Annotated in this window: 23 protein-coding genes and 2 pseudogenes; 8 read left to right on the forward strand and 17 right to left on the reverse strand. The window is 69.5% G+C overall.

The annotated features are described in order from the left end of the window. Together AQI88_RS44470 and AQI88_RS46390 are read left to right on the forward strand one after the other, a co-directional pair. The coding region (locus AQI88_RS44470; RefSeq protein WP_159050552.1) for a helix-turn-helix domain-containing protein at positions 1–266 on the forward strand (266 nt) is incomplete at its 5' end. A 75-nt stretch (positions 267–341) separates the two neighbouring features. Further along, the gene (locus AQI88_RS46390; protein ID WP_067010810.1) at positions 342–521 is read left to right on the forward strand and encodes a hypothetical protein; all 180 of its coding nucleotides are present in this window, start codon (positions 342–344) and stop codon (positions 519–521) included. 550 nt (positions 522–1,071) lie between these two features. On the opposite strand, the gene AQI88_RS46935 is transcribed toward AQI88_RS46390, so the two are convergent. Then, entirely contained in the window at positions 1,072–1,215 is a 144-nt protein-coding gene (locus AQI88_RS46935) for a hypothetical protein (RefSeq protein ID WP_167357516.1), read from the reverse strand. Here AQI88_RS46935 and AQI88_RS41195 point away from each other — a divergent pair. Both AQI88_RS41195 and AQI88_RS41200 read left to right on the forward strand, forming a co-directional pair. Then, positions 1,202–2,500, forward strand: a complete 1,299-nt coding sequence (locus AQI88_RS41195; RefSeq protein WP_208616088.1) for a phosphatase PAP2 family protein — start codon at positions 1,202–1,204, stop codon at positions 2,498–2,500. The genes AQI88_RS46935 and AQI88_RS41195 overlap by 14 nt on opposite strands. Before the next feature lie 118 nt (positions 2,501–2,618). Then, a complete protein-coding gene (locus AQI88_RS41200) occupies positions 2,619–2,873 on the forward strand; it encodes a DUF4190 domain-containing protein (protein ID WP_159050553.1) in 255 nt (84 codons plus the stop codon). Positions 2,874–3,509: 636 nt separating this feature from the next. Here the strand turns inward: AQI88_RS41200 and AQI88_RS45600 are convergent. The 5 genes and pseudogenes from AQI88_RS45600 to AQI88_RS41220 form a co-directional block, all read right to left on the reverse strand. Continuing rightward, on the reverse strand, positions 3,510–3,962 hold the full coding sequence (locus AQI88_RS45600; protein ID WP_159050554.1) for a DUF2690 domain-containing protein: 453 nt from the start codon (positions 3,960–3,962) through the stop codon (positions 3,510–3,512). A gap of 175 nt (positions 3,963–4,137) precedes the next feature. Further along, the gene (locus tag AQI88_RS41210) at positions 4,138–4,632 is read right to left on the reverse strand and encodes a DUF3887 domain-containing protein (protein WP_244184623.1); all 495 of its coding nucleotides are present in this window, start codon (positions 4,630–4,632) and stop codon (positions 4,138–4,140) included. Between the two features lie 393 nt (positions 4,633–5,025). Beyond that, positions 5,026–5,355: a hypothetical protein gene (locus AQI88_RS48315; RefSeq protein ID WP_067010815.1), complete on the reverse strand. Its 330-nt coding sequence runs from the start codon at positions 5,353–5,355 to the stop codon at positions 5,026–5,028. Between the two features lie 238 nt (positions 5,356–5,593). After that, a pseudogene (locus AQI88_RS49230) lies at positions 5,594–5,752 on the reverse strand (aminotransferase class I/II-fold pyridoxal phosphate-dependent enzyme); the annotation flags it as partial. A gap of 355 nt (positions 5,753–6,107) precedes the next feature. Beyond that, a complete protein-coding gene (locus tag AQI88_RS41220; protein ID WP_159050556.1) occupies positions 6,108–6,611 on the reverse strand; it encodes a hypothetical protein in 504 nt (167 codons plus the stop codon). 1,149 nt (positions 6,612–7,760) lie between these two features. Between AQI88_RS41220 and AQI88_RS48320 the strand changes: the two genes are divergently transcribed. Both AQI88_RS48320 and AQI88_RS41225 read left to right on the forward strand, forming a co-directional pair. Further along, positions 7,761–7,871, forward strand: a complete 111-nt coding sequence (locus tag AQI88_RS48320; RefSeq protein ID WP_341849531.1) for a hypothetical protein — start codon at positions 7,761–7,763, stop codon at positions 7,869–7,871. A gap of 145 nt (positions 7,872–8,016) precedes the next feature. Then, the gene (locus tag AQI88_RS41225) at positions 8,017–8,553 is read left to right on the forward strand and encodes a hypothetical protein (RefSeq protein ID WP_067010819.1); all 537 of its coding nucleotides are present in this window, start codon (positions 8,017–8,019) and stop codon (positions 8,551–8,553) included. Positions 8,554–8,780: 227 nt separating this feature from the next. Here AQI88_RS41225 and AQI88_RS41230 read toward each other — a convergent pair whose 3' ends face one another. The 11 genes from AQI88_RS41230 to xylB all read right to left on the reverse strand — a co-directional run bounded on the left by AQI88_RS41230 (position 8,781) and on the right by xylB (position 19,997). Further along, positions 8,781–9,491 carry an N-acyl homoserine lactonase family protein gene (locus tag AQI88_RS41230; RefSeq protein ID WP_067010821.1) on the reverse strand — a complete coding sequence of 237 codons (711 nt, stop codon included), beginning with the start codon at positions 9,489–9,491 and terminating at the stop codon, positions 8,781–8,783. A 104-nt stretch (positions 9,492–9,595) separates the two neighbouring features. After that, on the reverse strand, positions 9,596–9,985 hold the full coding sequence (locus AQI88_RS46395) for a hypothetical protein (protein WP_159050557.1): 390 nt from the start codon (positions 9,983–9,985) through the stop codon (positions 9,596–9,598). Positions 9,986–10,349: 364 nt separating this feature from the next. Beyond that, complete coding sequence (gene exaC, locus AQI88_RS41245) at positions 10,350–11,873, reverse strand: acetaldehyde dehydrogenase ExaC (RefSeq protein ID WP_067010827.1); 1,524 nt, start codon at positions 11,871–11,873, stop codon at positions 10,350–10,352. A 56-nt stretch (positions 11,874–11,929) separates the two neighbouring features. After that, positions 11,930–13,246 carry a GAF domain-containing protein gene (locus AQI88_RS41250; protein WP_067010829.1) on the reverse strand — a complete coding sequence of 439 codons (1,317 nt, stop codon included), beginning with the start codon at positions 13,244–13,246 and terminating at the stop codon, positions 11,930–11,932. Between the two features lie 79 nt (positions 13,247–13,325). After that, positions 13,326–13,928, reverse strand: a complete 603-nt coding sequence (locus AQI88_RS41255; protein WP_067010831.1) for an N-acetylmuramoyl-L-alanine amidase — start codon at positions 13,926–13,928, stop codon at positions 13,326–13,328. A gap of 62 nt (positions 13,929–13,990) precedes the next feature. Next, positions 13,991–15,004 carry an acetamidase/formamidase family protein gene (locus AQI88_RS41260; protein ID WP_067010833.1) on the reverse strand — a complete coding sequence of 338 codons (1,014 nt, stop codon included), beginning with the start codon at positions 15,002–15,004 and terminating at the stop codon, positions 13,991–13,993. A gap of 33 nt (positions 15,005–15,037) precedes the next feature. Next, positions 15,038–16,513 carry an APC family permease gene (locus AQI88_RS41265; protein ID WP_067010835.1) on the reverse strand — a complete coding sequence of 492 codons (1,476 nt, stop codon included), beginning with the start codon at positions 16,511–16,513 and terminating at the stop codon, positions 15,038–15,040. Between the two features lie 234 nt (positions 16,514–16,747). Continuing rightward, a complete protein-coding gene (locus AQI88_RS48325; RefSeq protein ID WP_159050558.1) occupies positions 16,748–16,903 on the reverse strand; it encodes a hypothetical protein in 156 nt (51 codons plus the stop codon). Then, positions 16,894–17,238 (reverse strand): NUDIX hydrolase, encoded by a 345-nt coding sequence (locus tag AQI88_RS41270; protein WP_244184622.1) that lies wholly within the window; start codon positions 17,236–17,238, stop codon positions 16,894–16,896. Before AQI88_RS41270 ends, AQI88_RS48325 begins: the two co-directional genes overlap by 10 nt. A 46-nt stretch (positions 17,239–17,284) precedes the next feature. Next, positions 17,285–18,493, reverse strand: a complete 1,209-nt coding sequence (locus tag AQI88_RS41275; protein WP_067010837.1) for an ROK family transcriptional regulator — start codon at positions 18,491–18,493, stop codon at positions 17,285–17,287. A 58-nt stretch (positions 18,494–18,551) separates the two neighbouring features. Beyond that, a complete protein-coding gene (xylB, locus tag AQI88_RS41280) occupies positions 18,552–19,997 on the reverse strand; it encodes a xylulokinase (protein ID WP_067010839.1) in 1,446 nt (481 codons plus the stop codon). Between the two features lie 192 nt (positions 19,998–20,189). Here xylB and xylA point away from each other — a divergent pair, with 192 nt between their 5' ends. Both xylA and AQI88_RS47270 read left to right on the forward strand, forming a co-directional pair. Beyond that, the gene (gene xylA, locus AQI88_RS41285) at positions 20,190–21,356 is read left to right on the forward strand and encodes a xylose isomerase (protein WP_067010841.1); all 1,167 of its coding nucleotides are present in this window, start codon (positions 20,190–20,192) and stop codon (positions 21,354–21,356) included. 228 nt (positions 21,357–21,584) lie between these two features. Then, positions 21,585–21,828 (forward strand): annotated as a pseudogene (locus AQI88_RS47270) (hypothetical protein); the annotation flags it as partial.

Here is a 21,828-nt window from a genome sequence, read left to right on the forward strand (position 1 = left end):
AGTCGTCGCCCTGTTTGATCGTTCGAGATCGACGAGCGAAGGAAGGGGCCACCGTCGCTGCCTGGATCCGCCTGCGGCGCCTGGATGCCGCCCGCCGCGACCTCACTGATCCGGCGTTGTCCTCGACGCCCGTCCGCGCCATCGCTGCCCGCTGGGGTTTCTCCCACGCGGCCGACTTCAGCCGTGCCTTCCGTGGTGGGTACGGACAGCCGCCGCAGGAGTATCGGCGAAGCGCACTCAAGTCCCGGAAGTGCACTCCGGGTTAAGCCGAGTGTGCACTCAGTGCCAACGACTTTCCGGCAGGAACGCAGGATCCTTGTACGGCCCTGCCCGGTCAGGGTGTGGTGCAAGGGGAGGGGGCTGAGCAACGCAGCTCCCTGACCGAGCCGCAGGATCCGGTCGGCGACCTGCACGTGCCCGCCGCACCGATCACCTCCGTGGACGCCGAGGCGGACGCGGACGCCATCCTGGCCACGGTCGCCGAGCGCGAGCGAAACCGCCTCCCTGGCCGTCGTCCGTGACGCCGGCGGACAGTTCACTGGGATCGTCACCCTGGACGATCTGCTCGCGTGCCTCCTTCACCCACAGGCGGTGTAAGGGACCGCTGCCGTCGGGTGATCCGATTGCCTCGGGTCGCCCGGCGGTTCTGCGCCGGGTCGCTGTGAGGAGTTGGGCGACCTCGGGAGGCGTGGGCCGCACCTTGGGGGCTGTCCCTGCGCGATGTGGCGTACGGCGCCAGAGCGTTGGGGGAGCGGGCAGGGCGTGGCGGTTGACCGCGAAGGCAGCGCGCTGCATTTCGGGAGGTTGGCGGTATGCCAGCCTCCCGCCGAAGCTGCAACTTCGCGGCCTGGCACACGCTTCAGAGGCTCCTGGGGAACGTGTGACGTCCCTCGATGTTTGCCGGGCATCGAGAATTTCGTGGTCATCCCCGAGATGATGGGCCGGCGAGGGCAGGAACCACTGGCCTTCGGTCAGCTGCCCCTGTACTGCTCGGCCCACGCCTCCACCCTTGACCAGCGACAGCCACCCACACCGCTCCGATAGCATGTTCGAACTCGCGATGAATTACCCTCATCGCTCGTCCTGCACGTATGAACCCACATCGAGCAAACCGGCCAAACGATTGATATCTAGAGCATCGCGGGTGTTTTCGCGAATAAACGACAGAATTGAGTTGGCCGCATGGCGCCAACCGCGGGCGATGCTGTGGGCCACGGCGGGTGTGGTGGCCCTCGGATTCCTCATCGCGCTGGAGATCGCCGCACGTCGCTACTGCGGCGTGCCAGGGCCGATCACCAACCAGGCGCAAGAGGTGATATTCGCCCCCAAACCGGGGCCGCTGTACGGCGGTATGGCGTTGATGATGGTGGTGCTCACCTGGCGGCAACGGTTCATCGCGGCTGGTGTCGCGATCGGCATCGACATCGTCTTCGTGCTGGTGCGGTGGGCGGTCGACGCCAAGGTGCCCGACGGCCATTTCTTCGGCAACGGCGCGTTGTGGGTGATGTTGGGCTATGCGATCATCGCCATCACCCGCCGCACAGGCCAGGAACGTGTCCTGTTGCTGAAGGGCGTCGGGCTGGGCCTGCTGCTGGTGGCCGGCCGCAAGACCGGCGATACCTGGCTGCTCGTCACGGCGAAGACCCGCCCGACGGTGCTCGACCAGTATGTGGCAACCGCCGATCACGCGCTGGCCACCCCGTCGTGGCTGGCAGGCCGGCTTCTCGCGGCCACCGGCCCGATCGGCACCCATCTTCTCCACTTGGTCTACGCTCAGCTTGCGGTGGCCGCGGTCGTCGTCGCGCTGTACCAGCTGCGTAACGTGGCGGTTGAGCGCCGCTTCCCGAGCCATCATCTGGTGCGCACCTTCCTGGTGATCGGCCTCCTCGGTCCGGCCATCTACATGATCTTCCCAGTGGTCGGACCGGTCTTCGCCTACGGCCCCGGCGCCTCCGGCACCGGCGGCGTGCACTGGGCGGCGGCCAACCTGTGGCCGAACACGCCACCGCCGATCAATCCCCCGCACCCGATGACGTACGACGGGATCACCCCCCGCAACTGCATGCCCAGCCTGCACACAGCGTGGGCCACCGCGATCTTCATTCATTCCCGCAAGGCCCCACGGGCTCTGCGATGCGCAGGCGCGTTCTGGCTGATTGCCACGCTCAGCGCAACGCTGGGCTTCGGCTATCACTACGGCGTGGATCTCGTCGCCGGCGTGGTGTTCGCGCTCACGATCGAGGCGGCTCTGCGCTCGCACGACCGTGGCTGGGACCGGGCAGGAATCCAGCTGGTCACCTACGGCACAACCGTCTTTGCCGCGCTCTTGGTGGCGTACCGCTATCTGCCGATGGAGATGGCCAGACATCCGTTGGTGTTCGGGCCACTTCTCATTCTGGCGATGGCCTCAGTGGTCCACGGTTACGTACGGACCACCAAACTATGGGAACCGAAGGCCGCACCGATGCGGCAACCGGAACCGCAACCCGAACCGGCTTGAATCATGTTGCATCAGGTTGCGGGCTGAGTACTTTAAGTGGCTGCAGAGTGGGGTGGCAGCGTGGATGAGGGGCCGCCGGTTCGCGTCAGTCACTGGCTTCGGCGGCCAACTCCGCAGGTTGGTCAGGCAGCTGGGCAAGCCCCGTGATCTGGCTGCGGCCATCCTGAGCCTGCGGATCGTCTGCGCGCTGGTCGCCGTCGTCTCCGGACACATGGGGCGCCGCCGCGCCGAGAAGCGTGGTGTCGAGGGCCGGTGGCTGTCCCTGGCGTCCGTCATCGTCGGATGGCTGTGCATCCTGTATGCGGTCCTGGTCCATCTCGTCGTCATGGGGCTGATCGCAGCCCTGGCGGTGCTGGTCGACTCGACGGACTGACGGTCCGCCCCTTTCACGAGCACTGTCGCCGCACCCGGTCACCGCCGTCCGGCTACGCGCACTTATGGCTACGCTGCGGCCACGGGGACAGTATCGAGGAGCGATCGCACAGGGCGGGCGCGGCTGCGCGAGGCGGCGCTGGAGTTGTTTGCCGAGCAGGGTTCGAAGCGCCCGGGTCTTCGGCGCGGACCCCGTGCTGCGCGGCTACCTGCGGCACGTGCCCCTGGACGACAGCGAGGCGAGTGCAGCCAGCCCTGCCCGGCCGTCTGCTGACCGGCGCCCGCGCGGAGGTGGAACGGCTGTCAGCTGTGTTCGGGGACCGGGGTCGGGCACGTCCTGGTCGTCGTCCTGCACCATGCCGCGCAGCCCTACGGCCCCGCCGACTGGTGGTACGTCGAGCACCGACCAAACGAGCCCTCGCTCGCCACGTTCTCCGCGGTCGGCGGGTACTTCGGCATGAGCCTGTTCTTCTTCGTCGCCGCGCTGACCATCGTGCCGGGCCCGATGTACGCGTACTACGTCCACTGCCGCGGCTACCGGTTGCACTACGGCCCTTCGAGGGCGCTACTGGGCGGGGACCGGCGCTGGGGTTCACCCGCTGGGGCGCACTGTGGAAGCCTGCTCAGTCACGGCCGCCTAGTACCAACCGGTGCAGGCAATTTCCCTGCGATTCCCGGCCTTGCCGCACGCGCGCATCACGTACCCGGCATCGTTGTGAGCAACCGTGTGGACCTCGTGGCCGCCCCGGGGGATCTTGGTCACGTCCAGTTGCTTCCAGGTCTGCCCGCCATTGGCGGACCAGTCGACCCAGACCGAGTCACCGCGCGAGCCGTTGGAGATGCGTCCCCAAGCACACCGGGTACGGCTGTGATAGCGCAGTTCGATCTTCCGCCACCAGACCCCGGCAGTACTGACCGTCGACGTGTAGCGCGGGTCCCACACGTCGGGATTACCACCTGCAGGACAGGTCCACGGGTTGGCCGCGGCGGCCGGTGTGGCACCTCCGATCGGCACGACGATCGCTCCACTCAGCACGAACGCCCAGGCCAAGCTGGTCGCTTTACCTCGGCATATGCGTACAAGCGACATGAACATCCTCCCCCTGTCGCATCCATCCGAACCAGATGGAAATACTCAGGATGGCCGTCACAAGAGCCTCTGTCTCCAGCCAAGGACGGGCGCACGAGCGTGCGGCCCGTGGCTCACGCAACGGCGTGCGCCCCTGCTGTACCTACCACCACCTCGGCATGGGTGAACGGCTGATCTACGAGATCGGGACTCCTGGCTTCAGGAGAAACAGACCGGCGATGGTTCCGTCTTTGTTGAAGCTTGCGCGGAATTCACCGGGCTGGTGTTCCATACGGAGCGGCACACTGACCACGGTGAATTTGCCGAACGCGGTGTCTTTGGGATTCGCGTGTGACTGGTAACGTCCGAACTGATCCTGGTAAGCGTTCCACGCCTTCGCGAGGGCGTCCGGTGGCAGTTGCTTGCGCATCGTCGCGTCAAAGTGGGCTGTGGCCATGGTGAAATTGCCCTGCACGATGTCGTTGAGCGTTTGGAGGGCGAGCCGGTCGTCTCGAGTCTGGACCCTGGCTGTTGCCGCGGCTGGGGTCGTGACCTGCGCGTGGGCGCGGGCCTGTGGGGCGGCCGGCGCGGAACCGTCGGCCAGCACGAGTAGGTTTGAGGCCAGCGTGGCAGTGAGCACCGCTTGGACGAGTCGCCTCTTGCTGCTGAAACGCGTGTCTTTTTCGGACATCAAGATCACGGCTTTCTTCAGTTTGATGGGCGCCGGGTAATTTCATCTTGCTCCACTCGTTCTCCCCTCGCATTTCCGGGTTACCTGAGAGAGGCCGCCGACGCCGGCGAAGATCAGCGCGGACGCCGAACCGATCACCGTCAACCAAGTGCCGTTGCCGACAGGAAAGTTGACGGTCGTGATCTGGATGGGATCTGGATGGGCCGCCCCGCTCGCTGATGAATGCACGACCATGACGGCCCGGGGCGGGAAGGCCGAACCCAGCGACCTCGCCGCCGGAACCCTCCTCGGCGACCTGATCGGCGCCTACGAACTCGCCACCAGCGGCCACTGACTCTTGGATCAGCCCGGATCGGGCGGCGAACGGGAATCGGCGAGAGCGGGCGGCACCCCTCACACCCGGATGCGGGCGGGTGCCTCGACGCCGATCCGGTCGCCGACCAACTGCCGGAAGCGCGGGCACTGGGGGAAGTCCGCCTTCTGCCACGTCGGCCCAGGCGTCACCAGTAGTGGGCCGTGATGCGTCGTACTGCCTCGAGGATCAGGTCGGTTCCGGCACACACCGTGCGTGAGGCGTACGTATCCGTCGCCGCCTGGGTCGAAGTCGCTTCCGGGAATGGTGAGCACGCGGGCCTCCTCCAGCAGCTTCTTGGTGAAGCCTTCGCCGTCCGTGCCGCTGGGGCAGCAGGCCAGGCAGTAGAAGGCGGTCCGGGGCCGCAGCACCTGGAGTCCGGCCCGCTCCGGTCCGTCGCAGAGCAGGTGCGTACGCTCGCGCTACACGGACCGGAGGTGATCCGATCAGCCGGTGGTGTCGTTCAGCGCGGCGACGGCGGCGTGCTGGACCGCGGTGAACGTGCCGGAGTCGGTGTGGGCCTTCACAGTGCGCAAGACGTCCACGACTCCAGCGCTTCCGGCGGCGAACCCCACACGCCGGCCCGGCGATGACGGCCAGGTCCGGCAGGAATCCGTTCTCCTCCCGCAGCGGTACGCGCACCACCTTCGCCCCGCACCACCGCGCCCATGTCTCGTACACCGGATACGCCGGGTCCGGCACCAGCACCACGTTGCCCGGCTCCGCGTACGCCATCGTCAGGTGTGCCATGGCCTCCTTGCTGCCCACCGTGGCCGGACAGCCTTCCGCATGGCCTCGACCATGTGCGGTGCAGTCGGCAGGTCGCAGTCGCCGACTCCCAGCGGGACGGGAGCCGTACCGCCTCGCGCCGCCAGTAGCCTGGTCCGGTCGATGACGGAGAACAGATAGTACGGCGCACCGGTCGCTCGATCACGGGCAGGCCGTGGTCCACGCCGGCGACCGTGCGCGCGAACGGCGCGATCCGGGCTGCGATCTCGTCTGCCGGGAACATCACCATGCTGCGCAGTAGCTCCGCGTCTTCCGCGACCGTCGTGACGCACGAGGGCCCCCGGGCAGGGCGAACTCCGGGGCCCTCGGCTGTCCCGCTACGAGCCGTCCGAGGTCACCACACCGAGGCGACCGGCGACTCCACGTCGCCGTAATAGCCGTATCGGCCGTTGATGGTGGCCCAAAAGCCCACCCGCACCACGTACGCGCCGCCGCCAGGGTTGTAGTTCTGACCGCCGTCGCTGATCCAGACGGCGTCGTTGGTGCCCGGTCCGTACCAGCCCATGCAGCCGTAGTCGTGCACATAGGACCAGCCACCGAAGCCGTCTGACTTCCACAGCTGCGCGCAGGGGAAGACGGCCGGGTGGTCGGGGCCGCTGCCAGGGTCGAGCGTGACGGCGATGCGGGCGTAGAAGCCACTGCCGTTGTTGCCCCACTGGTCCTCGATGCAGGAGTCCAGGTGGATACCGTGGCCCGCGTCGGCGAAGCTGCCGGTTCTCTCGGAGCGACAACCCCAATTGCTGGTCGCCGCCGAAGCATTGCTCGTGTCTGCCACGACGCCGCCCAGCGCCAGCGCCCCCACCACGGCCACGCGTGCTAACCGGCTGATTTTCTTCATAGAAGCCCCCATATCCCCGGAATAGGCCGCCTGGTGACAGCCGGTGGCAATCCTCCGCGGACGTCCCTCGTGTCACAAGGGTGAGTTCTGGCCTGACTTCCCACGCCCTGCAGAGGGGCTGTTGCCACTGGCTGGTCGGTGCGGCGCGATGGCCGACGTGAGTTCATCGGTCGTGCCGACCACCAGGTGAAGCTGCGCGGATTCCGCGTCGAGCTGGGCGAGATCGAGGCCACCCTCCATGCGCACCACCTCGTGCGGAACTGTGCGGTGACTGTCCGGGAGGACGCCACGCGAGCAAGTACCTGGCCGCCTACAGCGCCACGGCGGAGCCGGCCGGTCTACAGGACGAGTTGCTGGGGTTTCTGACGACGCGCCTGCCCGACTACATGGTGCCGGTGAGTATCAGCGTCATGGGGGACCTTCCCCTCACACAGAACGAGAAGGTCGACCGGAAGGCGCGACACGGTCGTGTCCGCGGGGCTGGCCGGGCGGCGCACTTGCCGCCTTCGATAAGACCACGAAAAGCTGGTACAGGCGCTGCACGGCTGCGCCGACGCAAGCGAGATCACCAGCCGGGCCAGCTTCCTGGCCCGGTTCGACGGCCTGAGCCGGCGCAGGTCGAGGTGGTGTCTCGCCGAGTGGTTCAGGAGTCCGGACAACGCCGATCCGCAAACCGTGTGGCCGGTCGGCGCGGCCGAGCGCACCGGTGTCTATGCGGAATACGAGGTCGGCGAGCTTGCGAGTGACGTCCCGGTTGGGTCCAGGGCCTGGACGGGGACGAAATCGCCCGTGGCAGATGCGTCCGAGAGCCGATGTTGCAGGGCCTCATCTCGGCGAAGTCGGGCAGCTGATGCCCGTCCGAGGCGGGGGCGTAGTCGACGGCTCCGGCCAGGGAAGCCGACGGGGTCCAGGAATCTCGACGTGGTGTGATCTCGAATCCCACCGGCATGGGGCCCAATTACGGTGTTCCCCCTGTGGGTTCGAGGGCCTTGTGCGGAAGATCGGTGAGCCACGTCGGAGATCGGCAGACGCCCTCCGGCTCTCGACCGCTCGCCGTGGCTGAACGCGAAGTCCCCCTACGGCCTCGATACCCTGGTCGCGAGCTCGAACTGGGGCGGCACCGACCTGTCCGGCGGGCAGTGGCAGCGCATCGCGGTCGCCAGGACGTTCTGCCGCGATGCCGCAATGTGGGTGCTGGATGAGCCGACCTCGTCCTCGACGGCGGCCGCCTACGGGAAGAAGGCGACTTCCAGGCGCTGATGGATCGAGGAGTGCTTTTCCAAGAGTTCCACAAACTTGCCCAGGACCGGTGACCTTCCGGTCTTTGCCAGACGCCCGGCTCATCGGCGTTCTACTGTGCGGACACGCCGCCGCTGCCCGCCGCGGTCACATGAGGAGGATTCCTGTGTCATCGCCCTGTGACCCCCAGCATGCTCCCGCCGGTGATGTGGGCGCAGCGCTCATGATGATCGACTCTCGGCTCAAGGAGATCCACGACGGCAAGACCGGGGTTGACACTGAGCAAAAGGCGCTGACGGACCAGTACATCGCGTCACTGGATACCAAGGGAGTCAATGACGTGCTGGACGGCGTGTGCACGCTCGTCTACATGTTCATGCAGTGGCTGCGGGCGGCCCACGAGGACCACGACAAGGACGTCATCGAGTACGTGGTGCCCAACGTCGTGGGCACGATGCGCATGATGCCCAAGAGCGTTCGCCCTGAGGCCATCCCCACCATGGCCGGCCTGCTCGTCGCCGCGGGCACCGGCCTGAGTCCCAGTCTGTGGCGCCAGCAGTACGGAGACTGGACCGAGGCAGAGCTGACTCCCCTGGAGGCCACCGCCTTGCTGCTCGCGGAGCACATCAACCGCATTACCGACGACCCGAACTTCGCCACCCGCATGGTCACCCAAGCTCTGTCCAGCGCGGACGAAGACTGACGTGCCGGCCGGCATGCGGCTGTGACGGGGTTTGCACACCCATCTGAACCTTCACTCGGCGTGCCCACATCACACCAATTGAGCCAGATCCTGAAAACGGACACCACTTGTCGATCACAGCGGCGCTGCATGTGATGAGAGCTGACACCACTCCGGCAGGGACGTTCGTTGTTCCCGTGTGATCGCCGCGGGTTCGAGCGATGCAGCTTGGCGCCGTCCGATCAGCTCTAGAAGGCGCTTTGGGACGGTTCCCAGACCGAGCAGTCGTGGGCGAAGAGCACACGTCGTGGGTCGAAGCCGGCGAGTCGCTTCAGCCAGTGCTGATAGGGAGGAAGCGGCTGTTCCTCGCCTTCAAGTGCCGCGTGACGGGCCAGCTGGTCGGATGCAAAATGGGACGCGAAGTCGTGTGCCTGGCCGGCCAGGACTACCGTGCCGTCCCCTTGGCGGAGGACCAGCGACTGATGCCCTTGGGTGTGCCCGGGCGTCGGAATGATCCAGACTCCCGGCCAGACCTCGGTCTCACCGGCGAGCTCCTCATACGCTGCGCCGGGGAAGTCGACCAGTTCATCGAACGTGTAGTTGCCCTGGCGGGCGGTGGCCAGTTCGACGTCCTGGACCAGGATGGGGTTGCCGGCAAGGAGGGGATTGCCGCCGCAGTGGTCGAAGTGAAGGTGGCAGTTGACGACCAGGGATATGTCGCCCAGGGCGACTCCGGAAGCCGCCAGGGCGTCCTGCAATGCACGGCGTCGGGGTCGGTAGTGGGCTTCGGTCTCGGGGTCCGCGTTGCCGATGCCGGTATCGAAGAGGATCAGCCCCTGGTCGTGTTCCACCAGATAGGCAAGAACAGGTTCGACCCGCGGTTGTGGGCCGCCCGTCTCTGGCGCAGGCCGAATGAAGTATCCCAGATCGAGCCGACGCACCGCCGTGTTCGTCCCCATGCGGCCATCCTGGCAGGTCTCGGTGCGGCATCCAGCCGGTGTGCCGAGAACAGAATCATCATCGACATCGCTCGGCCCGCAACACGTGAACCTGCCGTGCGGGTTCAGTGGATTCGGTGCCGGTCTGGATCAGGTTGCCGCCAAAGGCCGATGAAGTGTTCGGTGTCGCAGCCGAGCGAGGCTACTTCGGGCAGAACCCGCTTGCAGGACTCCGCTGGAGTGCTCCCGAGGTTGCCGACGAATTCGACCCGGAATGTATGCCGCACCCCGCTCAGGTCGCCCGCCTGCTCGCTGAGGTCAAGGCGCTTCCCGGTCGCGGCGCTCATCCGTACGCCTTCTTCAGCTGCATGCACTACGCCGCGATGCACCCCGCCGAAGTCATCCACTTGCAGAAGTCCCCGTGCCGCCTCCCCGCCACCGGGTGGGGGCTGCTGAAGCTGAAGGGCGGCGTCGTGACGGCCGGCAAGGAGCGGACCGATGACGGTGCCGTCCACGAGGTCCGCTCCCTGAAGCGGCGCGCGGCCAAGGCCACACGGCCGGTTCCGATTCCTCCTGTCCTGGTCCGCCTGCTACGCGACCATCTAGAGCGCTTCGGCGTGGCACCGGATGGACGCGTGTCTCGCGACGCGGCCGGGACCTACATCGACGCTGCGGCGTACGGCATCACGTGGCGCCGGGCACGCGAGGCGGTGCTCACCCTCGACGAGCTTGCCCTTGAACTGCCGCAGCGACCCTACGACCTGAGCCCTGCGAACATCTCCAGGACCGGTCCGGGTCCGGTCCGGGTCCGGTCCGGGTCCAGTCCGAAGAGGGCGCCTGCCGGGCATCTGCCCTGGTCAGGCGCCCTTTCTTGTGCCTCTAGAAGAAGCCCAGCTTCTTCGGCGAGTACGACACCAGGAGGTTCTTCGTCTGCTGGTAGTGGTCCAGCATCATCTTGTGCGTCTCCCGGCCGATTCCGGACTGCTTGTAGCCGCCGAACGCCGCGTGCGCGGGGTAGGCGTGGTAGCAGTTCGTCCACACGCGGCCCGCCTGGATCGCGCGGCCCGCGCGGTAGGCGGTGTTGATGTCCCGGGTCCATACGCCCGCGCCGAGGCCGTACAGCGTGTCGTTCGCGATCTTGATGGCGTCGTCGAAGTCGTTGAACGAAGCCACAGACACGACGGGGCCGAAGATCTCCTCCTGGAAGATCCGCATGCGGTTGTCGCCCTCGAAGATGGTCGGCTGGACGTAGTAGCCGCCCTTCAGCTCGCCGTCGTACTCGACGCGTTCGCCGCCGGTGAGGACCTTGGCGCCCTCCTGCCGGCCGATGTCCAGGTAGGAGAGGATCTTCTCCAGCTGGTCGTTGGAGGCCTGGGCGCCGATCATCGTGTCGGTGTCGAGCGGGTGCCCCGGTTTGATCTGCCGGGTGCGGGCCACGGCCGCCTCGAGGAACTCCGCGTAGTGACCGCGCTGCACAAGCGCCCGGGAGGGGCAGGTACAGACCTCGCCCTGGTTGAGCGCGAACATGGTGAAGCCTTCGAGCGCCTTGTCCCGGAAGTCGTCGTCGTGCGCCCAGACGTCGTCGAAGAAGATGTTCGGGGACTTGCCGCCGAGTTCCAGGGTGACCGGCTTGATGTTCTCCGAGGCGTACTGCATGATCAGCCGCCCGGTCGTGGTCTCCCCGGTGAACGCGACCTTCGCCACCCGCGGGCTGGAGGCCAGCGGCTTGCCCGCCTCCACCCCGAAGCCGTTGACGATGTTCACCACGCCCGGCGGCAGCAGGTCGGCGATGAGGCTCATCCAGTAGTGGATGGACGCCGGGGTCTGCTCGGCCGGCTTGAGGACGACCGCGTTGCCCGCCGCGAGCGCCGGAGCGAGCTTCCAGGCAGCCATCAGGATCGGGAAGTTCCACGGGATGATCTGCGCAACCACCCCGAGCGGCTCATGGAAGTGGTACGCCACGGTGTCGTCGTCGATCTCGCCCAGCGAGCCCTCCTGCCCACGGATGGCACCCGCGAAGTAGCGGAAGTGGTCGATGGCGAGCGGGATGTCGGCCGCCAGTGTCTCGCGCACCGGCTTGCCGTTCTCCCAGCTCTCGGCCACCGCGAGGGGTTCGAGATGGGCCTCCATGCGGTCGGCGATCTTCAGCAGGATGTCGGAACGCTCCGTCACCGACGTACGACCCCACCCGGGCGCGGCCTCGTGCGCCGCGTCCAGCGCCCGCTCCACGTCTTCCGCGGTGCCGCGCGCGATCTCGGTGAACGGCTGCCCGTTCACCGGCGACGGGTTCTCGAAGTACTGACCGCGTATCGGCGGTACGTACGCGCCGCCGATGAAGTGGTCGTAGCGCGCCTGGTAGGAGACGATCGCGCCCTCGGTGCCGGGCGCCGCGTAACGGGTCATGCTGGTCTGCCTCCCGGTGAAGCGCTGCCCGCCGTTGGGCAGCTCCCGGCGCGAGGCTAGGCGGGCGGACGTTGCAAGTACGTTGCGCCGCCGCTCACCGCGGGGGCCCGCCGGGCCGGTACGGCGGGCAGGAGCAGCTCGGCCTCCAGCGCCGCGAGCCGTGCCCGCACCGGTGCCGTGGGCCGTACGACGGCCAGCGCCCGCCACACGTCCAGGTCGTCCTCACCCCACGGCGCGTGCGCCCAGTCGGCGAGCAGATCGGGGTCACGATGGGCGATCAGGGCCGTCCGCAGGCCGTCGGCGAGCCGGCGCCGGAGCCGTACCACCGCCGGGGCCTGCGAAGCGGGCAGCAACGGTCCGGCGTACACCTGCGCCGCAGCCGTGAGCGCGCCCGCCTCCATCCGCCGTTCCACCACAGTGGCGTCGGACTCCACCGCGGCCGTCAGCCGGTACGGCCGTGAGGCGAGCAGCCCCGGGCCCAGCAGCCGCCGCAGCCGGGCCAGTTCGGCCCGCAGCGTCACCGGGGTCACCGACTCGTCCGCGTACAGCGCGCACAGCAGTTCGTCGCCGGTCAGCCCCTCGGGGTGGCGGGCGAGGAGAACGAGGACCTCGCTGTGCCGGCGACTGAGCCTGATCCGTCGCCCGTCCAGGCGGAGTTCGGCCTCGTCGCGGCCCAGCGCGTTCAGCATGGTGGCGTCCTCGGCACGCCGGGCTGGGGCGAGGAGCGCGAGCTGTGACTCGGCGGCCCGCGCCACCGCCTGCACGAAGCCCAGACTGTGCGGATGCGCCAGCCCGTCGCCGCCGGTGATGTCGACGGCGCCGAGAACTCGGCCGGTGTGCGGATCGTGCACCGGCGCGGCCGCGCAGGTCCACGGCTGCACCCGCCGTATGAAGTGCTCCGCCGCGAACACCTGTACCGACCGGTCCAGAGCGACCGCGGTACCCGGCGCGTTGGTCCCGACCGCCGTCTCCGACCAGCGTGCACCCGGCACGAAGTTCATCCGGTCCGCACGGCGCCGGGCCGACGGATGCCCCTCGACCCACAGCAGCCGGCCGTGCACGTCGCACACCGCGAGAAGATGCTCGCCGTCGGAGGCGAACGTGCCCATCAGCTCCCGGAACAGCGGCATCACCCGGGCCAGCGGGTGCTCGGCCCGATAGGCGCCGAGGTCGCCGCCGGTCAGCTCCACGCTCGCGGTCCCGTCCGGTCCCACACCGGCTCGCGCGCTGCGCCGCCACGACTCGGCCACCACGGACCGTACCGGGCGCGGCACCGTGCCCGCCGTGGTGAACGTCTCGTGCGCCCGGCGCAGCACCCGGACTCGCTCGGCGGGGTCGGCCCCCGGTTCCAGGGCCACCCACGGATCGGTCAACTCGTCCTCCCCGGACGGTGAAACGGCTGGGACCATCGTCACGCGCCGTGTTCGCGCCGACAATCGGTTCGACGTCCGGCTAGGCGAAATTGATCAGTCTGAGGTAGCGCACCCAGTCCCAGCCGGGTCCCGGATCGGTGTGGTCGCTGCCCGGCACCTGGTAGTGGCCGATGATGTGCTCCCTGTCCTTGGGGATGGCGTACTTGGCGCAAACCGCCGCCGTCAGCTTCGCGGACTGCTCGTAGAGGGCGTTCGTGAAGTAGGCAGGCTGGTCCACCCAGCCCTCGTGTTCGATGCCGATGCTGCGGGTGTTGTAGTCCCAGTTGCCGGCGTGCCAGGCGATGTCGGCCTCGCGCACGCACTGGGCCACGTGCCCGTCCGCCGAGCGGACCAGGTAGTGCGCGGACACTTTCTTCTGCGGGTCCTGGAAGACGGCCAGCGCGTCCGGGTACGTCTCCTCGGTGACGTGGATGATCACCCGGTCGATGGCATAGGCCGCGGAGCGGCTGGATGGGGTGTAGTTGTCGGCGCTCGCCGGCTGCCACTCGGCCGAGGGGTAGTCGACGGTTTCCTGCGCACCCGCGCGGGCATCGGGGAGCAGCGCGCAAGGGACCGATGCGAGGGCTGCGCCCTTGAGGATCCGTCGCCTGCTCAGGTGTGGTCGGGGCCGGTTCGTGTCCATCGTCTGCTGCCTTTCAGGGGCGGGTGTGGGGGCGTCACATGCCTTGCGCGACTGCCGCGGCGTCAGAGGCGAAGCGCCTGAGCCGTCTCCCGCAGCCGCGCGTGCAGTCCGCGGTAGGTCTCCCGCGCGGGCAGCCACTCCTTGCGGAGCTTGGCCACGCACGTGTAGTTGGTGTCGCACACGTTGGCCAACGGCGATTCGACCGCCTGGGTTGCGAACTGGTACGCGTCCAGCTCACTGAATGCGAAGTCACGCACCAGCCACTGCACCAGGTCAAGGTGTGCTATCCGGAAGGCGTCCTCCAGCGGGCGCGCCGAGCCGGTCGAGATGAGATGGGTGTCCGATTCCAGCCGGGGCCAGGGAGTGGCGACGTCCTTGAGGAGGTCGACGATCACCACGGTGTTCATCGCGCACTCGACGGCCACCCCGCAGGTCTCGCCCTCGCCCTGCCGGGCGTGCCCGTCGCCGAGGCTGAGCAGCGCGCCCTCGACGTTGACCCCCAGATAGCAGGTGACGCCGGCCCGCATCTCGGGCGTGTCCATGTTCCCGCCGTGCGCGTCCGGGACCAGGGCCGAGCGCACCTCCAGGTTGGCGGGGGCCACGCCCACCGTGCCGTGCATCGGGTCCAGGGGCAGTTCCAGCTCGATGTCACTGTCCTGCGCCTGGAACAGGGCGGTGCGCCGGGTGCGGTCGAGCTGCCAGATCCACACCCGCTCCGGGAGCGGCGGCTGCAGCGAGGCCGTGGTGTGTGTCGAGGTGAGCGCGCCGAAGAGGGGGACCGTGGTCGACGCGGCCCAGTCCCGGGCCGGTTCGACGGACACGAAGTGCACGGCCACGGTGTCGCCGGGCTCGGCGCCCTCGATGTGGAAGGGGCCGGTCTGCGGATTGAGGAACGGGAACGCGCAGACCTGGGACACGAGGTCCTTCTCGGACCTCACCCGGCCGGCGAAACAGTCCTCGGTGTACAGATCGAGCACCGTACCGGGCGCAATCCGGGCCACCGGCGGAGCACCGCCGAACGTCCAGGCGTACTCGTCCGGTTCCGGGCGGACGGTCAGGATCCGGGGATCGGTCATCGGAGCGTCGGTCCTTTCGTCTGGGGCTGGTCATCAGTGGCGGAACCGGTCGGGGAGGACCGCGTCGGGCTCTTCGACGTGCACCCGCGCGGTCTCGGCTATCCGCTCGGGATGTCGCCGTATCAGCACCAGCAGGACCACCACGCCGGCCACCATCCAGACGCCGACCACCGGACCGGCGTACGAAACCGGTGGCGTCAGCTCGGTCACGAAGTCGAACACCGGGATCCCGGCGGCCGTCAGCAGGGCGGGGACGAACGCGACGATGCCGAGCAGGGGGAGCAGCAGATGCCGTACGGGCTTCAACGCCTCCCGGCCGCCGCGCAGGAAGTAGCCCGCGCAGGCCAGGTTCACGACGATGTAGACGCCGACGACGACCGTGACGATCACCGTGGCCAGGAGCAGGAACGCGGTCACCGGGTCGTAGCCGAAACCGAGCCCCAGCACGGCACCGACCGCGACGACGGTCTGCACCGCGATGCCCGCCACGGGGGAGCGGTGCCGGGGATGGAGGGTGGCGAGCAGACGGGGCAGGACCCGGATGCGGGCCAGGGCGAAGGCCGTGCGGGTGGAGACGCCGGCGCACGCGTTGGCGTTGGCGATCGTCGAGTTGACCACGGCCAGGAAGACCAGCACCCAGAAGATTCCGAAGGAGGCACGGGCGACGCCCTCCCAGGACGCGGCGCCCGACGCGCCGAACCTCGCGAAGCGGTCCGGTCCGAAGTAGACGGTCATCGCATACGTCGTGACCACGTAGAACAGACCGATGCTCAGGGCCGCTCCGAGGACCGCACGATGCATGGTCCGGCGGGGATCACGCGTCTCCTCGGCGAGCGGCGCCGCCGCCTCGAACCCGGCGAACGCGAGAACCGTGTACACGGACCCGGCGAAGACTCCGCCGACCCCGGCGTACCCGTCCGCCGTGTGCGAGGTACCGAACACCGACAGGGTGTTGGCGTCGCCCGCCTTCTGGATGAGCAAGATCGTGAACACCAGGAAGACGAGGACCTCGAAGACCCCGAGTACGGTGCCCAAGCGGGCCGCGGCGCGGATGCCGAGGTAACCGGCGACGGCGATCACCGCGGCGCCCGCCAGCGCCCACGGCCACCACAGGTCCTCGGGATACGAGGACCACTCCTCGTGCAGCGTGCCTGCCGTGGTGAAACCGAGCTGCAGGAGCAGCAGCGGCGGGACCAGCATCTCCACGAAGACGTAACCCCAGCCCACGAGAAAGCCGATGGCGGGGTGCAGCCCCCGGGCCGCGTACGTGGCCACGGAGCCCGCCGCAGGTAACTCGCGTGCCAGCTCGGCCACGCAGGACGCCGTGAACAGGCAGGCCACCAGGGCGATCAGCACGGCCAGCGGCAGACTGCCGCCGGCGAAGGCCGCACCCGACGGAATGGAGGCGGTCACCGCGGCGGCCGGCGCCATCGCCGTGATGCTCTGGAACAGCACCTCGCGCAAACCGATGGCGTCACGTCGCAGTGATCCGGTCGTCTCCCCGCGCATGTGTCCCCCCGATACGTGTCAGCCTGCCGTCACTCGACGCGTGTGGATCCCTTCGTCATGCGAATGCTCCGCCGCGACCCACCGGCCGCTGCGCTTCGCGTGAATCACGGTACGGCGCGGGTGAGTTGGGCAGAAGGGTGCGCCGCGGTTCCGTGGACAACCCGCGAACTGTGGACAACTCGGCCACCCGAACGAGTGGGCCCGGGTGTCACACGGCCGTGTGAACCCACCGCTTCACAGGGGCACGCCCTCCCGCAGATACGCCACGGTCCCGGCCCGGACCGCCGCGTCCAGCGCGGTCAGGGTGGAAAGCCTTGCGGCGAGCCGCAGCCCGGCCAACTCGTCGAGGCAGAACAGACCGTGCCGGTCGTGCTCCGCGCTCAGCCGCACGCGGGCGTCACCGACCAGGGTGCCGCCATGGAGAAGCAGTCGAGAACCGGCCCGGTGCCGAGCACGTCCACCCGGTGATCGATACCGACGAGGACGGGTCTCGGACCGATCTCGATGCCGGTCTCCTCACGCATCTCCCTGCGTGCCGCCGTCCACGGATCCTCCCCGTGGTCGAGCATCCCGCCGGGCAGCCACCACGTCCCGGCATTCGGTCCGGCCGGACCGTAGCGCAGCAGCAGAATGCGGCTTCGCTGGTCCAGCATCAGCACGCAGGACGCGAGCAGAGCCTGCGGCTGGGTCCTGACCCACTCCTCACGCGGCACCCAGTCCGTCACACCCATACCTCCGTGAAGTCCCTGCCCCGGATCTGCCCCCGCACTCTCAGGGACGCTCCGCGACCGCGGCCGGATCGTCGAGAACGGCCCGGACGACGGAGTGGGCGGCGCCCAGGAGCGGGCCCTCGGGGCCCAGCCCGGACACCGACACCGGGCAGGGCGGTCCCGCCGTACGGCCCGTCAACTCGGCCTCCAGCGACGGCAGCAGCCAGGGGGAGAGGCCGGCGAGGGCCCCGCCCAGGACGACCGTCTCGGGGTCGAGCAGATTGACCGCCCCGGTCAGGGCGATGCCGAGCGCAGTACCGGCGTCCCGCAGGGCCTGCCGTACGGCCTCGTCGCCCTGCTCGGCGCGTCCCGCGAGCAGGCCGACGAGGTTCTCGCGCGGCTCCAGACCGGCCGCGCGCAGCACCGCCTCCTCACCGGCGTACTGCTCCAGGCACCCACGCCCGCCGCACGGGCAGGACGGTCCGTCCGGGCGGACGGGCACATGGCCCAGCTCGCCCGCGAAGCCCCGCGTGCCGCGCAGCAGCTGTCCGTCCACGACGACCGCGGCGCCGATGCCGATCTCGGCCGACACGTGCAGGAAGTCGAGCGGGGTGCCGGCACCGAGCCACAGCTCGGCCAGGGCTCCGAAGTTGGCCTCGTTGTCCACGGTCAGCGGCAGGCCGTCGGGCAAGAGCGGGCCGAGGTCCGTGTCGTGCCAGTCGAGGTTCGGAGCGCGTACGACCGTACGGCCGTCCCGGGCCACCAGCCCCGGCACGGCGACCGCGAGACCCGCGGGCCACAGCCCCTCCCGCTCCGCCTCGCCCACGACCTGGCGGACCAGCGTCGTCAGTTCCTCGATCACCCGCCCCGGGGCGCGGCCTCGGTTCGCTCCGTGCCGCACGGCGCGTGCGCGGACCGCGCCGCGCAGGTCGACCGCGCATACCGCGAGGTGATCGACGCCGACCTCCGCCCCGATGCCCGCGGGACCGCGCCCGCTCACCGCGAGGGCCGAGCCGGGTCGCCCCACCCGGCCGGGCCGTTCCGGGCCCAGTTCCTCGAGCAGACCCCAGCGGATCAGCTCGTCCACGAGGGTCGACACCGCAGCCCGCGTCAGACCGATGCGTGAGGCGACCGTGGCCCGCGACAGCGGGCCCTCCGCGCTGACGGCGTGCATCACCCGGGCCAGGTTGCGCCGGCGCATGCCCTGCTGGGTGTCCGGCAGGGAGCGTCCGGTCCCGGGCGCGCGGCCCTCGTGCAGCGGTGCGGTCATGCCTGCGTCAATCCTCGGTCTCTGCGGCCGGGCTCGGCTCCGGGGGCCGTGGCCGGGCTCAGCGGGATTCCGTCCCCCGCTCCAGCAGCGGGGCCGCGTCGGAGAGTACCCCGGTGATCCGGTCCAGTGTCGCCTCGTCCCGCTCCACGGCCTCCAGCACCGGGCCCGCGGCCGTCTTCCACCGGCGGGCGACCGCGGCCGGATCCTCACCGGTCAGCAGGCCCGCGGCCTGCGCCGCGGCCCCGAGGGCGACCAGTTCCCTGGCCTCCGGGACCTGGACCGGCCGGCCCGACAGCCGCCGTACCGTCTGCTGCCAGGCGGCGCCCCGGGCTCCGCCGCCGATCAGCAGCAGCGGGGTGCTGCGGTCGGCGTCCTCGTCGAGGACCAGGTCGAGCGCGCCGAGCAGTGAGTGGACCGCGCCGTCGTAGGCGGCCTGCAGCAGCTGGCCCGCGGTCGTGTCGTGGCGCAGTCCGAGCAGCAGGCCGGAGGCGTTCGGCAGGTTCGGGGTGCGCTCGCCGTCCAGGTACGGCAGCAGGGTGACGGAGGTCCCGGGCTCGACGGCCTCGCGGTCCAGGCCCAGCAGGGTGGCGACGCGGTCCACGGCGAGCGTGCAGTTCAGGGTGCAGGCCAGCGGAAGCCAGTCTCCGTGCGCGTCGGCGAAGCCCGCCACCGTGCCGGTCGGGTCGGCGGGGCGGTGCTTGGAGACGGCGTACACGGTGCCGGACGTGCCGAGGCTCAGCACCGGCGTGCCCGGTCGCAGGCCGAGGCCCAGCGCGGCCGCCGCGTTGTCACCGGTGCCGGGCGCCACCAGGGTGCCCTTGGAGAACGGCAGGTCGTGGCTGTCGCGCACGGTGCCTGCCACCTCGCCGGTCCGCACTACCCGGGGCAGCAGGGCCGGATCGAGCCCTACGTGCGCCAGGGTCTCCTCGTCGTACGCCTCTGTCCCGGACGCCCACCAGCCCGTGCCCGACGCATCGCCGCGGTCCGTGGTGCCCTGCCCGGTCAAGCGCTCGGTGAGGTAGTCGTGGGGGAGCCGCACCGCCCTGGTGGCACGGACCGCCTCCGGCTCGTGCTCGGCCAGCCACGCCCACTTCGTGACCGTGAACGACGCCCCGGGGACACTGCCGGTGCGCTCCGCCCAGCCCTTCGGGCCGCCCAGCTCCTCGACGAGCCGGCGGGCCTGGGGCGCCGAGCGGACGTCGTTCCACAGCAGGGCGGGGCGTACGGGCTCGCCCTGCTCGTCCAAGGTGACCAGCCCGTGCTGCTGGCCGCCGATCGACACCGCGGCGGCCTCGTGCGCGGGCTCACCGCATTGGCGCAGCGCCTCGCACAGGGCGTCCCACCACTGGCGCGGATCACTCTCCCGGCCCGCACCCGAGGACACGGTGTGCGGCGCCTGGCCGCTCGCCACGACCTCCCCGGAGGCCGCGTCGACGACCAGCGCCTTTGTGGACTGGGTGGATGTGTCCACGCCCACGACGAGCGGTCCCTCGGCTGCTGACATCGGGCTCTCCCTCTTCCGCGGCTCTGCAAGATGTGCTGTGAGCTGGCAAGACGTCTGTCAATGACACTCGTCGAAGACATCTGTCGAAGACACCTGTCGTCAAAGACATCTTGTCTCTTCCCAGAGGTGCGTCCGCATACTAATTTGTAAACGGCCATGACGAAATACCCGTACGCAGCAAGGAGCCGCGGCATGAGCTACCAGCCCACCCCCGAGGACAGGTTCACCTTCGGCCTGTGGACCGTCGGCTGGCAGGGAAGGGACCCGTTCGGCGACGCCACCCGCCGCGCTCTCGACCCGGTCGAGACAGTGCAGCGCCTGGCCGAGCTCGGCGCCCACGGAGTGACCTTCCACGACGACGACCTGATCCCCTTCGGGTCCTCGGACACCGAACGCGAGTCGCACATCAAGCGCTTCCGCCAGGCCCTGGAAGCGACCGGCATGACCGTTCCGATGGCCACCACGAACCTGTTCACGCACCCCGTCTTCAAGGACGGTGCGTTCACCGCCAACGACCGCGACGTCCGCCGCTACGCGCTGCGCAAGACGATCCGGAACATCGACCTCGCCGTCGAGCTGGGCGCGAAGATCTACGTCGCCTGGGGCGGCCGCGAGGGTGCCGAGTCCGGCGCCGCCAAGGACGTGCGCGCGGCCCTCGACCGGATGAAGGAGGCCTTCGACCTCCTCGGCGAGTACGTCACCGCCCAGGGCTACGACATCCGCTTCGCCATCGAACCCAAGCCGAACGAGCCGCGCGGCGACATCCTGCTGCCCACCGTCGGCCACGCGCTGGCCTTCATCGAGCGCCTGGAGCGCCCCGAGCTCTACGGCGTCAACCCCGAGGTGGGCCACGAGCAGATGGCGGGGCTCAACTTCCCGCACGGCATCGCGCAGGCCCTGTGGGCGGGCAAGCTCTTCCACATCGACCTCAACGGCCAGTCCGGCATCAAGTACGACCAGGACCTGCGCTTCGGCGCCGGTGACCTGCGGGCCGCGTTCTGGCTCGTCGACCTCCTGGAGAGCGCCGGGTACGAAGGACCCCGCCACTTCGACTTCAAGCCGCCGCGGACCGAGGACCTCGACGGCGTGTGGGCGTCGGCGGCCGGCTGCATGCGCAACTACCTCATCCTGAAGGAGCGTTCGGCCGCCTTCCGTGCCGACCCGGAGGTCCAGGAGGCGCTGCGCGCCTCGCGGCTGGACCAGCTGACCCAGCCGACCGCGGCGGACGGTCTGCAGGCCCTGCTCGCCGACCGCACGGCCTTCGAGGACTTCGAGATGGAGGCGGCCGCCGCGCGCGGGATGGCCTTCGAACGGCTCGACCAGCTGGCCATGGACCACCTGCTCGGCGCGAAGGGCTGAGCGAGCACGCGCGCGTGCGTGGGCCGAGTCGGCTTCCCGTGTGGGCCGGGCCGGCTTCCGGGGCGCCCGCGCGCGTGCTTGCCGCGGCCGGAGACTTCAGCGCGCTGGTCGTCGCGCTGACCGCTCTCTGGGCGGGACGGGCCGGAACAGTGCGGTCCGTGGCATGAGCCGGTGTCAGCTTCTGTGCGCCGGTCGCCTCGTGCCCGGGCGGCGGCGACTCTGGAGGGTATGTCTCTGCCGCCCGAACCGCCTCTGCCACCCGAGCCGCAGGACGGAACCGAGCCTTCGGGCGGTGGTTTCGGACCGCCGCACGGAGGCTACGGCCCGCCCCCATCGGGCGAGCCGGGCCGGGCCCGGTCTCCGGAGCCTCCGCGGCGCAGCCGTGGCCCGCTGTTCGCCGTCCTGGCCGCCGCCGCAGCCGTTCTCGCCGTGGTGCTGATGGCCTCCGGGCGTGGCGGCTCGACCGGCAAAA

The organism is Streptomyces cellostaticus (assembly GCF_001513965.1).
Taxonomy (GTDB): Bacteria; Actinomycetota; Actinomycetes; order Streptomycetales; family Streptomycetaceae; genus Streptomyces; species Streptomyces cellostaticus.

What these genes read in the sequence shown, in the direction of transcription:
- xylA (WP_067010841.1), top strand. Translation starts at nt 20,190, where the DNA reads ATGAGCTACCAGCCCACCCCCGAGGACAGGTTCACCTTCGGCCTGTGG.
- exaC (WP_067010827.1), bottom strand. Translation starts at nt 11,873, where the DNA reads ATGACCCGTTACGCGGCGCCCGGCACCGAGGGCGCGATCGTCTCCTAC.
- xylB (WP_067010839.1), bottom strand. Translation starts at nt 19,997, where the DNA reads ATGTCAGCAGCCGAGGGACCGCTCGTCGTGGGCGTGGACACATCCACC.
- AQI88_RS41210 (WP_244184623.1), bottom strand. Translation starts at nt 4,632, where the DNA reads ATGTCCGAAAAAGACACGCGTTTCAGCAGCAAGAGGCGACTCGTCCAA.
- AQI88_RS41260 (WP_067010833.1), bottom strand. Translation starts at nt 15,004, where the DNA reads ATGACCGATCCCCGGATCCTGACCGTCCGCCCGGAACCGGACGAGTAC.
- AQI88_RS41255 (WP_067010831.1), bottom strand. Translation starts at nt 13,928, where the DNA reads ATGGACACGAACCGGCCCCGACCACACCTGAGCAGGCGACGGATCCTC.
- AQI88_RS45600 (WP_159050554.1), bottom strand. Translation starts at nt 3,962, where the DNA reads ATGTCGCTTGTACGCATATGCCGAGGTAAAGCGACCAGCTTGGCCTGG.
- AQI88_RS41195 (WP_208616088.1), top strand. Translation starts at nt 1,202, where the DNA reads ATGCTGTGGGCCACGGCGGGTGTGGTGGCCCTCGGATTCCTCATCGCG.
- AQI88_RS41230 (WP_067010821.1), bottom strand. Translation starts at nt 9,491, where the DNA reads ATGGGGACGAACACGGCGGTGCGTCGGCTCGATCTGGGATACTTCATT.
- AQI88_RS41220 (WP_159050556.1), bottom strand. Translation starts at nt 6,611, where the DNA reads ATGAAGAAAATCAGCCGGTTAGCACGCGTGGCCGTGGTGGGGGCGCTG.
- AQI88_RS41265 (WP_067010835.1), bottom strand. Translation starts at nt 16,513, where the DNA reads ATGCGCGGGGAGACGACCGGATCACTGCGACGTGACGCCATCGGTTTG.
- AQI88_RS41275 (WP_067010837.1), bottom strand. Translation starts at nt 18,493, where the DNA reads ATGACCGCACCGCTGCACGAGGGCCGCGCGCCCGGGACCGGACGCTCC.